The following is a 9,637-nucleotide window of genomic DNA, read 5'->3' on the forward strand; positions in this document are numbered from 1 at the left end:
ATCGTTCGAGCGTTGTTCGAAGGTGGCGGCTTGCGCAGCGAGATCGCGCGTGGTTTGCGCGAGTGCATCGCAGATTTCCTGCTGACGGTCCGCGCTCTTTGCGCCCGCGCGCTGCCATTCGTCGCCGAGCTTCGCGGCCATCGCAGCGAGCGAGTCGTTCCACGCGGCGAGCCGCTGCGCATCGCGCGCGGCGAGTTCGGTCTGCAGATGCGTGTGGGCGTCGCGCATCGCGGCGAGCGTCGACGCCGAATGGCGCTCGAACGTCGCGGCCGCGTCGCTCAATGCGCGCGCATGCTGGCCGGCCAGCGTTTCGCCGACCTGCTCCTGACGCGACAAAGCATCGCGCCACGCATCCGTGAGACGGCCTTCGGTCGATTCGAGGCGCGTCGCGACGCCGTCGAGCAAGTCCGCCGAGCGCTGCGCGAACGTGTCGGCGAACTGGCCGAGCGTCGTGTCGAGCCGCTGCGCGACCGCATCGCCGGCACTGCGCTGCGCGTCGAGCGCGCGATGCCACGCAGCCGTCACGTTCGCGGTCGCGGCCTCGAAACCGTTCGTCAGGCCGTCGAGCTGACGCTGCACCGCGCCCGACACCGTGTCGCGCAGCGTCGCCATTTCCTGCGCGAGCCCCGTCATCGTCGCGGCGACGACCGGCTGCAGCGCGGCACCCGCCACGCGCGCACTTTCGGCCGCGCTTTCCTGCAGCGACGCGCCGACGCTCGACGCAAGACGCGCATACGCCTGCTCGGTTCGGTCGAAGAACGCCTGCTGGCTTTCGAGCTGACGCTCGTGCAGCGCGACGCTGCGCGCCTCGAGCGTCGTCATCATCGTCTGCAGCCGGTCGACCAGCGCGGGCATCGTGTCGGCCTGCTGCTGCAGCAAGCGGAACGATTCGTCGCGCCGATGCGCGGGCGTATGCACGCGCAGCGTCGTCGCGATCCGCGCGTCGAGCTGCTGCGCGGCCTCGCTGCGCTCGCGGCGCACGAGCGCCGACAGCAACCCGAGCATCGCGGACGTCGCGACGCCGGCGATCGACGTGCCGAACGCGAACCCGAGCCCCTTCACGGGCGCAATGAGCGAGGCGCGAATCGCATCGAGATCGGTCGCGCTTTCGAGCGCGGCGCCCGTGCCCTTCAGCGTCACGACCATCCCGAGCAGCGTGCCGAGCATGCCGAGCAGCACGAGCAGACCGACGAGATAGGGCGTCAGCGCCGGGCCCGGCAGCGCGACGCGCGTGCCGTCGATGCGCGCACGCACCGCGCCGCGCAGGCCGGTCGGCAGCGTGTCGAGCCACGCGTCGAGCCGCGCCGGCGGCTCGGCGAGCGCCGCGACCGCGCGCGACAGCGCCGCGGTCGCCTGCCGGTAGCGCAGCAGTTCCCACGCGCCCGCGACGTAGCATGCGCCGATCAGCAGCGTGACGGCCGACGCGAGCGGATTCGATCCGACATAGCCGGCGGCGATCCAGCACACCGCGAGCAGACCGGCAGCGAAGACAACGAGATCAATACGAATTCTGGACATATGTAGACAGACCTAGCAGGTACGAAGGGCCGCGAGCAGCCCTTCCACCGTTTGAAACCGCACTTCGAGTTCGGCGAGCAGCACGCTTTGCATCTCGTCGCGGAACGTGTCGAGCCATGCGCCGGGCGTGGCCGCGAGCGGCTGCGCCGCGACGCTCGCATCGGCGGGCGCGTCGCCATCCGGCTCGGCGGACGCCACGGCGAGCGCCTGCCGTTCCGCTTCGCGCAGCCGCTCGAAGCGCGTGCCGAGCAGCGCGGGCACGGTCGACAGCAGGCTGCGCTCGCGCGCGCCGAGCACGCGCTCCATGATCGCGTCGAGCGTCGCGAGCCGCGCCATCCCGGACGAGCGCGCGGCGAGCGCGACGCGCAGCCGGCCGCGCAACTGGCCGATCGCCGTTTCCATCTCCTGCTGCAGCTGCAGATAGCGCTGCCGGAAATCCGCGAAATCGGCCGTGTCCGCGGCGGGCGGCGGCAGTTCGCCGGGACGGCGTCGCGCGCGCGGACGGTTCAGCGCCGTGATCGCCTGCGCGAGGTCGTGACGCACGCGCGCGCAGTCGCGCTCCGCGTCGTGGCCGCGTACGCCGGCCGCGACGCCGGGCGGGCTCGCGTTCAGCGCCGACGACAGCGTGATCGCGTCGGTCCAGCCGAGCCACTGGCTCAGCCGGTCCGACAGCGTCTGCGGCGAAGCCGCGACGTCGGCATCGACGATGCGCGCAAGCAGCCGAACGAGGGTCGGACCGCTCAGCGCAGCGCGCGGAGGAGCTTGCACCATGCTGCAGACAGTCAAAAAAGGCAGCAGTTTACACGCCGACGCGCGGTCGACCGCGAGAATCGCGGAAGCGGCGTGCGAACCGAAGTCGCGAATGCGCGCGAACGCCCGTCGGGCAAGGGATGGCGCGGCGAGGTCGAGTCGTCGCGCATCGGGCGTCGGGTTGGAGCGCGACGTGCGGGATGCGGTATCGCCACCGGGAAGGACAAGGATCGAAAGCGGAATCGGAGACGCAACGAGTACGCGCGAGAAGCCACCGGACGAAGGATGGCGCGGCGAGATTAAGTCGTCGCGCATCCGGCGCCGGGTTGGAGCGCGACGGGCGGCACGCGGTATCGCGAGCCGGAAGGACGGGCATCAAGGGGAATCGGAAACGGAAGCAATGCGCGCGAGCACGCACGCCGGACGAGGTGCGGCCCGGCGAGGTCGAGTCGTCGCGCATCCGGCGTCGGGCTAGAGCGCCACGGGCGTCACGCGGTATCGCGAGCCGGAAGGACGGGAATCCAAAGGGGGAATCGGAAAGGGAAGCAATGCGCGCGCACGCCGGGCGAGGTACGGCCCGGCGAGGTTAAGCCATCGCGCATCCGGCGTCGCGTTGCGGCGCGACGGCCGGGACGCGGTATCGCGAGCCGGAAGGACGGGAATCCAAAGGGGAATCGGAAACGGAAGCAATGCGCGCGAGCACGCCCGCCGGACGAGGTACGGCGCGGCTATGCCAAGCCGTCGCGCATCGCGCGCCGCCCTCACGCGCCACGGACGGGATACCGTATCGCGTCGCGAGCGGCAAGGAGGGAAGCCGAGGCGGCGCCGATCAAACTCGCTGCGCCAACAGCGCCGCACAAAAGCGGCACCGTGCATCGCGCCGCACAACGTCCCCCGCAGCAACCGACGCCGCCAACCACATCGCCCGCCGGCCGAACAACACCGCCACACGCGAACCGCTCAGATCCCCACCTTCGGCGCGTTCAGAATCAACCGCAACCCGAGCAACGCGATCGCGCCGGCCGCGACGCGGTCGACCCATTTCTTCGCGCGCAGATAGAGTTCGCGCGGCCGCCGCGTCGAAAAGCACAGCGCGACGATCGTGTACCAGCCGAATTCGACGCCGAACACGAGCGGCGGCAGCGCGAGATAGCACCACAGCGGCGGATGCTGCGGCAGCAGCGCCGCGAAGATGCTGCCGTACCAGATCGCCGTCTTCGGGTTGCTGAGCTGCGTCGTCAGGCCGGTCAGGAACGACTTGCGCGCGCTGCCGGCCGGCACGGCCAGCGAGTCGTCCATCGCGATCGGGCGATCCGCGCCGCGCCAGATTTTCGACGCCATGTAGATCAGATACGCGCCGCCCGCGATCTTGAGCCCGACATAAAGCCATTCGACCGTCTGCAGCAGCGTATAGAGCCCGGCGAGCGCGACGCCGCCGAACGCGATGCCGCCGACGCCCATGCCGAGCGCGGTCGCGAGACCGTCGCGGCGCGACAGCCCGATCGAATTGCGTGCCACCAGCACGAAACTGGGGCCGGGAATCATGGCGCCGAGCCACAGCGCGGCGAGAATCGCGAATACGGCGGCCGTTGCAGTCATCGAAGTCTCCTCGAACGAAACGCCGCCGCGACGAGGCCGCGCGCTCCTGCGTTCCAGCCGCCGATTCTGGCACGCCTTGCACGCGGCCGAAAGCACGACGCAAAGGCCGACGGGCGCTGCTATGCTCGTAGAGGCACGCGCCGCGCGACGAGCGCGCCCGCGTGCGCCTCGCCGCGCGCGTTCCGCGTCCGTTCCCGTTGTCCGACGGCCTGCCCGCCCACCGCCATGCGACCGCTTCGCCTGCTGCTTCCGCTTCTCGCCGCGCTGTCCGGCCCTGCGCTCGCCGACGATCTGCCGCCGGCGATCGCCGCGCAGCTGCCGCCCGGCTATGAGCCGATGATCGCGCGCGAAGGGCCGGTGCTCGACAACGGGCTGCGCAGTTTTCTCGTCGTCGTGCATCGGGCGGTCGACACGCGCGCGCAGCCGTCCCCGCGCCCGCTGCTGATCTACGAGGAACGGCCCGATCACGGCTATCGGCTCGCCGCGCGCAACGATAGCGTCGTGCTGCGCGCGAACGATGCGCTGCAGTGCGATCCGTTCGACCCGGCGGACGTCGCGGATCACGGGCTCGCAGTCAAGGGGCGCTATTTCACCGTGCAGAACGAGGTCGCATGCGGCCAGCACTGGAGCGACTACGTGACGTTCCGCTACGACGCGCGCACGCACGGCTGGCTGTTCGCGAACCGGGTCGACACCGAGTCGTTCCCGGTCGACGACAAGCCGGACCAGGTCACCGTCACACGCGCCGATCCGCACCGGCCGGTGCCTTTCGCGCAGTGGCGCCGCAAGGAATGAAAACTGCGTGCGCGCCGCCCGGACGTCGTCGGGCGGACGGACGCCGCCGTCGCGTGCGGGCTCGCCCGCCCGCACTTTCCCGATCCACCAGCGCAGGAGAACGCCATGACGCAACACTTCGACGCGATCGTGATCGGCACCGGCCAGGCCGGGCCGCCGCTCGCCGCACGGCTTTCGGCAGCCGGCATGACCGTCGCGATCGTCGAACGCGGCCGCTTCGGCGGCACGTGCGTGAACACCGGCTGCATTCCGACCAAGACGCTGATCGCGAGCGCGTACGCCGCGCAGCTCGCGCGGCGCGCCAGCGAATACGGCGTATCGGTCGGCGGCAATGTCACCGTCGACATGAAGGCCGTGAAGGCGCGCAAGGACCGGATCGCCGGTCGCTCGAACCACGGCGTCGAGCAATGGGTGCGCGGGCTCGAGCGCACGACCGTGTTTCAGGGGCACGCGCGCTTCGAAGGCGCGAAGACGGTGCGCGTCGGCGACGCGCTGCTCGACGCGGACCGCATCTTCATCAATGTCGGCGGACGGGCGCAAATACCGCCGATGCCGGGCCTCGACACCGTTCGCTATCTGACCAACTCGTCGATGATGGACGTCGACTTCCTGCCCGATCATCTCGTGATCGTCGGCGGCAGCTACGTCGGGCTCGAGTTCGGTCAGATGTATCGCCGCTTCGGCTCGAAGGTGACGATCGTCGAGAAAGGCCCGCGGCTGATCCGGCGCGAGGACGAAGACGTGTCGGACGCGGTGCGCGAGATTCTCGAAAACGAAGGCATCGACGTGCAGCTCGACGCAAATTGCCTGAGCGCACGGCCCGACGGCGCCGGCATCGCGATCGGGCTCGACTGCGGCGGCAGCGGCCGCGAAGTGACGGGCTCGCATCTGCTGCTCGCGGTCGGCCGCGTGCCGAACACCGACGATCTCGGGCTCGACCGCGCGGGCGTCGATACCGACGAGCGCGGCTACATCAAGGTCGACGAGCAGCTGCGCACGAACGTCGACGGCATCTGGGCGCTCGGCGACTGCAACGGCCGCGGCGCGTTCACGCATACCGCCTACAACGACTACGAGATCGTCGCGGCGAACCTGCTCGACAACGATCCGCGCAAGGTCTCCGATCGCGTTCCCGCCTATGCGATGTACATCGATCCGCCGCTCGGCCGCGTCGGCATGACGCTCGCGGAAGCGAAACGAAGCGGCCGCAAGCTGCTGGTCGGCACGCGGCCGATGACGCGCGTCGGCCGCGCGGTCGAAAAGGGCGAAAGCCAGGGCTTCATGAAGGTGATCGTCGATGCGGACAACCACGCGATTCTCGGTGCATCGATCCTCGGCGTGACGGGCGACGAGGTCGTGCATACACTGCTCGACGTGATGACGGCCGGTGCGCCCTATACGACGATCAGCCGCGCGATGCACATTCACCCGACCGTGTCGGAACTGCTGCCGACGTTGCTGCAGGATCTGCATCCGGTCGAATGATGCGAGTCGTGCGTGCGTGCGGGTCGTGTAACGACGCAGCGATTGCCGATGCGCGAGGCTGAACGCGTTTCTCGACGCGTCGAACGCACGGGACGGTCCGCCGTGGCTACCGATGCACCAACGCCGCACGGTGGCGCCCGACGCTGCCGCGCCTATCCGGCTTTCCCGGACAGCCCGTGCATCGGCCGCCGCAGCGCGGCGTCGAACGGATTCGTGCGCGGGCCGATCGCCTCGGCCTGGCGGCGCAGCAGTTCGACGACCATCGGCATCCGGTCGTCGCCGAGGCGCGACGCGAGCGTACCGACGCTCAGCGCGCCGACCGGATAGCCGGTGCGATCGAGGATCGGCACCGCGACGCCGGCCATCCCGTCGAGCACGCCGCTGTTGCGGCCCGCGTAGCCGAGCTGCCGCACGCGATCGATCTCGGTGCGCAGATAGACCTCGTCGAGCACGCCGTAGCCGCGTATGCGCGGCACGTTGAAGCGGATCACCTCCTCGCGCTCGGCTTCCGGCAGGAACGCGAGGATCGCGAGGCTGCCCTGCCCGACGCCGAGCGCGACGCGCCCGCCGATGTCGCCGGTAAACGACCGGATCGGAAACGGCCCCTCGCAGAGATCGAGGCACACCGCGTCGAAGCCGCTCTTCACGAGCAGGAAGATCGTCTCGCCGAGGCTCGCGCAGAGTCGCAGCAGCGCGGGCCGGCACAGCGTGCGCATGCTGCTCGGATTGCCGGCCAGCGCGGCGAGCGCGAAGAAGTCGACACTGAGCCGGTACAGCTTCGAGCGCTCGTCCTGCTCGACCATGCCTTCGGCGATCAGCGACTGCAGGATCCGGTGCGCGGTGCCCTGCGTGAGGCCGACCGCCTTCGCGAGATGCGTGACGCGCACGCCGTCCTGCTGCATGCCGGCCAGCGCGCGCAGGATCGCGAACGCCCGCTGCAGCATGCCGGTGCCCGGCGCGCCGCCCGTGTCGGCGGCGTCGCCGCCGGCGGGCGCGACGCGCGACGTTCCGGGCGAATGCGGTTCCTGCATGCCGGCTCTCCTCGACGATTTCATTGAACGGAATACGGAGCCGCCATTGTCGCCGCATGCGGACGCGCCCGGCATCCGGGTGTGCACCGGATTGACGGGCGTCTTTCGCGGGCCGCGCCGCCTTCATTGACCGGAACGATTCGCGCTCTCTTCGTCATCTTCTTCCACTGACCGAAATTTTTCCGAAATTCCTCTCGTTCAGCAGAATTCGAAATTGACGGTCGGAAATGTGGCTGGCTAGAGTCCGCGTCAATGACGCACCGCCATCCGGTGTGCGAATCCGGAGTTCCCCATGTCGTTTCTCACGCTGACGGACCTGACGAAATCGTTCGGCGAGCTGACCGCCGTCGCCGACGTGAACCTCTCCGTCGAACAAGGCGAATTCGTGTCGCTGCTCGGCCCGTCCGGCTGCGGCAAGACGACGACGCTGCAGATGATCGCGGGCTTCGTCGACGTCACGCGCGGACGCATCACGCTCGACGGCCAGGACATCACGCACATGAAACCGAACCGCCGCGGGCTCGGGATCGTGTTCCAGAGCTACGCGCTGTTTCCGCACATGAGCGTCGCGGAGAACGTCGGCTTCGGGCTCGATATGCGCGGCGTCGACAAGGCCGAGCGCGCGGAGCGCATCCGCGCGGCGCTCGCGCTCGTGCGCCTCGACGCGCTCGCGCATCGCTTTCCGCGCGAGCTGTCCGGCGGCCAGCGGCAGCGCGTCGCGATCGCGCGCGCGGTCGTGATCGAGCCGCCGGTGCTGCTGCTCGACGAGCCGATGTCGAATCTCGACGCGAAGCTGCGCGAGGAGATGCAGTTCGAGCTGCGCGCGATCCAGCGCAAGATCGGCACGACGACGATCATGGTCACGCACGACCAGTCCGAAGCGCTGTCGATCAGCGATCGCGTGGTCGTGATGGAAGCCGGCCGCATCACGCAGATCGACACGCCGTACCACGCTTACGAACGGCCCGAGAACCGGTTCGTGTCGCAGTTCATCGGCAAGGCGAACCTGCTGCCGGGCACGATCGTCGCGCACGACGGCGACGCGATCCGCATCGACCTCGGGCACGACCTCGCCGAGACGGGCCGCACCGCGCACCTGCCCGCGCACGAGCGTGACGTGCGTGTCGGCGATCCCGTCTCGGTCTGCATCCGTCCGGAAAAGCTGCGGCTTTGCGCGCCGGGCGCGGGCCGCGTCGCCGCGACCGTCACGAGCCGCTTCTTCCTCGGCAGCCAATGGCTGTATCGCGTCGACAGCGCACTCGGCGAAGTGCTCGTGTGCTGCCAGAACGAAGGCGCCGAGCCGCTCGCGGAAGGCGCGCCGGTCGGCATCGACTGGCACAGCGACGCGGTGCGCGTGATGCGCCGGGAGGCCTGAATGGGACAGCCTACCCGCCCGCTGCAGGCCGACGGCGCACCGGCCGGCGTCGCGCCGCGCAGCGCGGCCGAGCCCGTACCGGCCCGCGCGGCCGCCGGCCGCGCATGGCGCGCGCGCTGGCGTGCGCATGCGCCGCTGTGGCTGATGTGCGCGCCGGCGTTCGCGCTGTTCGCCGCGCTCGTGCTCGTGCCGCTCGCGATGACGTTCGCGTTGACGTTCTACCGCTTCGACCCGGCCACCGGCCCGATCGCCGCATTCCAGTTCGGCAACTACGCGGACGTGCTCGGCTCGTCCTACTTCCATACGATGTTCGCGCGCACGTTCGGCATCGCCGCGCTGACCACGGCGATCTGCGTCGCGATCGGCACGCCCGAAGCCTACGTGCTGTCGAAAATGCGCGACCCGTGGCACTCGATGTTCCTGCTCGCGATCCTCGCGCCGCTGCTCGTGTCGGTCGTCGTGCGTGCATTCGGCTGGAGCATGCTGCTGAACACGGGCGGACTCGTGAACCGCACGCTCGCGCTCGTCGGCCTCGGCCCGTACAAGCTCGAATACACGACGTTCGCGATCGTGATCGCACTCGTGCACGTGATGCTGCCGTTCATGGTGATTCCGGTCTGGACGGCGCTGCAGCGGCTCGATCCGCAAACCGAATACGCGGCGCTGTCGCTCGGCGCGTCGCCGTTCATGACGCTGCGCCGCATCGTCGTGCCGCAGCTGATGCCCGGCGTGCTGTCGGGCAGCCTGATGGTATTCGGGCTGTCGGCGAGCGCGTTCGCGATTCCCGGCCTGCTCGGCGGACGCCGGCTCAAGGTCGCGGCAACGGCCGTCTACGACGAATTTCTCGGCTCGCTGAACTGGCCGCTCGGCGCGACGATCGCGGTGCTGCTGCTCGTCGCGAACCTCGTCGTGATGCTCACCTACTACCGCGTGCTCGAACGCCGCTACGCGCGCAGCCTCGGAGGCGCTTCCCGATGAGAAAGAACGGCCCGTTCGCGCTCGCGTTCCATACGCTCGTGATCCTGTTCGTGCTCGCGCCGCTCGCGATCGTCGTGCTGGTCGCCTTCACGCCCGACGAAACGCT

At 69.7% G+C, this 9,637-nt stretch carries 8 protein-coding genes and 1 pseudogene; 5 read left to right on the top strand and 4 right to left on the bottom strand.

Annotated features, from left to right (window positions below; genetic code table 11):
• The 3 genes from ACSHSS_RS18275 to ACSHSS_RS18285 all read right to left on the bottom strand — a co-directional run.
• On the bottom strand, positions 1-1,518 hold a 1,518-nt coding region (locus tag ACSHSS_RS18275; protein WP_445545332.1), incomplete at its 3' end, for a DUF802 domain-containing protein.
• A gap of 12 nt (positions 1,519-1,530) precedes the next feature.
• Positions 1,531-2,289, bottom strand: a complete 759-nt coding sequence (locus tag ACSHSS_RS18280; RefSeq protein ID WP_445545333.1) for a DUF3348 domain-containing protein — start codon at positions 2,287-2,289, stop codon at positions 1,531-1,533.
• Positions 2,290-3,228: 939 nt separating this feature from the next.
• Positions 3,229-3,867, bottom strand: coding sequence for a LysE family translocator (locus ACSHSS_RS18285; protein WP_445545334.1), 639 nt, complete (start codon positions 3,865-3,867; stop codon positions 3,229-3,231).
• Between the two features lie 225 nt (positions 3,868-4,092).
• Here ACSHSS_RS18285 and ACSHSS_RS18290 point away from each other — a divergent pair, with 225 nt between their 5' ends.
• Together ACSHSS_RS18290 and ACSHSS_RS18295 are read left to right on the top strand one after the other, a co-directional pair.
• On the top strand, positions 4,093-4,662 hold the full coding sequence (locus ACSHSS_RS18290) for a hypothetical protein (protein ID WP_445545335.1): 570 nt from the start codon (positions 4,093-4,095) through the stop codon (positions 4,660-4,662).
• A 105-nt stretch (positions 4,663-4,767) separates the two neighbouring features.
• Complete coding sequence (locus ACSHSS_RS18295) at positions 4,768-6,147, top strand: FAD-containing oxidoreductase (protein WP_445545336.1); 1,380 nt, start codon at positions 4,768-4,770, stop codon at positions 6,145-6,147.
• A gap of 152 nt (positions 6,148-6,299) precedes the next feature.
• Here the strand turns inward: ACSHSS_RS18295 and ACSHSS_RS18300 are convergent, their stop codons facing one another.
• Positions 6,300-7,178 carry an IclR family transcriptional regulator gene (locus ACSHSS_RS18300; protein WP_445545337.1) on the bottom strand — a complete coding sequence of 293 codons (879 nt, stop codon included), beginning with the start codon at positions 7,176-7,178 and terminating at the stop codon, positions 6,300-6,302.
• A 292-nt stretch (positions 7,179-7,470) separates the two neighbouring features.
• On the opposite strand from ACSHSS_RS18300, the gene ACSHSS_RS18305 reads away from it, so the two are divergent.
• The 3 genes and pseudogenes from ACSHSS_RS18305 to ACSHSS_RS18315 form a co-directional block, all read left to right on the top strand.
• Positions 7,471-8,553, top strand: coding sequence for an ABC transporter ATP-binding protein (locus ACSHSS_RS18305; RefSeq protein ID WP_006411207.1), 1,083 nt, complete (start codon positions 7,471-7,473; stop codon positions 8,551-8,553).
• The gene (locus ACSHSS_RS18310) at positions 8,554-9,531 is read left to right on the top strand and encodes an ABC transporter permease (protein WP_445545338.1); all 978 of its coding nucleotides are present in this window, start codon (positions 8,554-8,556) and stop codon (positions 9,529-9,531) included. It begins immediately after the preceding gene.
• Positions 9,528-9,637, top strand: a pseudogene (locus ACSHSS_RS18315) (ABC transporter permease); the annotation flags it as partial. The gene ACSHSS_RS18310 and the pseudogene ACSHSS_RS18315, both read left to right, overlap by 4 nt.

The sequence above is a fragment of the Burkholderia sp. BC1 genome (genome assembly GCF_052683555.1).

Coding starts and splice junctions, on each gene's coding strand:
- ACSHSS_RS18280 (WP_445545333.1), bottom strand. CDS start 2,289: ATGGTGCAAGCTCCTCCGCGCGCTGCGCTGAGCGGTCCGACCCTCGTT.
- ACSHSS_RS18285 (WP_445545334.1), bottom strand. CDS start 3,867: ATGACTGCAACGGCCGCCGTATTCGCGATTCTCGCCGCGCTGTGGCTC.
- ACSHSS_RS18295 (WP_445545336.1), top strand. CDS start 4,768: ATGACGCAACACTTCGACGCGATCGTGATCGGCACCGGCCAGGCCGGG.
- ACSHSS_RS18290 (WP_445545335.1), top strand. CDS start 4,093: ATGCGACCGCTTCGCCTGCTGCTTCCGCTTCTCGCCGCGCTGTCCGGC.
- ACSHSS_RS18310 (WP_445545338.1), top strand. CDS start 8,554: ATGGGACAGCCTACCCGCCCGCTGCAGGCCGACGGCGCACCGGCCGGC.
- ACSHSS_RS18300 (WP_445545337.1), bottom strand. CDS start 7,178: ATGCAGGAACCGCATTCGCCCGGAACGTCGCGCGTCGCGCCCGCCGGC.
- ACSHSS_RS18305 (WP_006411207.1), top strand. CDS start 7,471: ATGTCGTTTCTCACGCTGACGGACCTGACGAAATCGTTCGGCGAGCTG.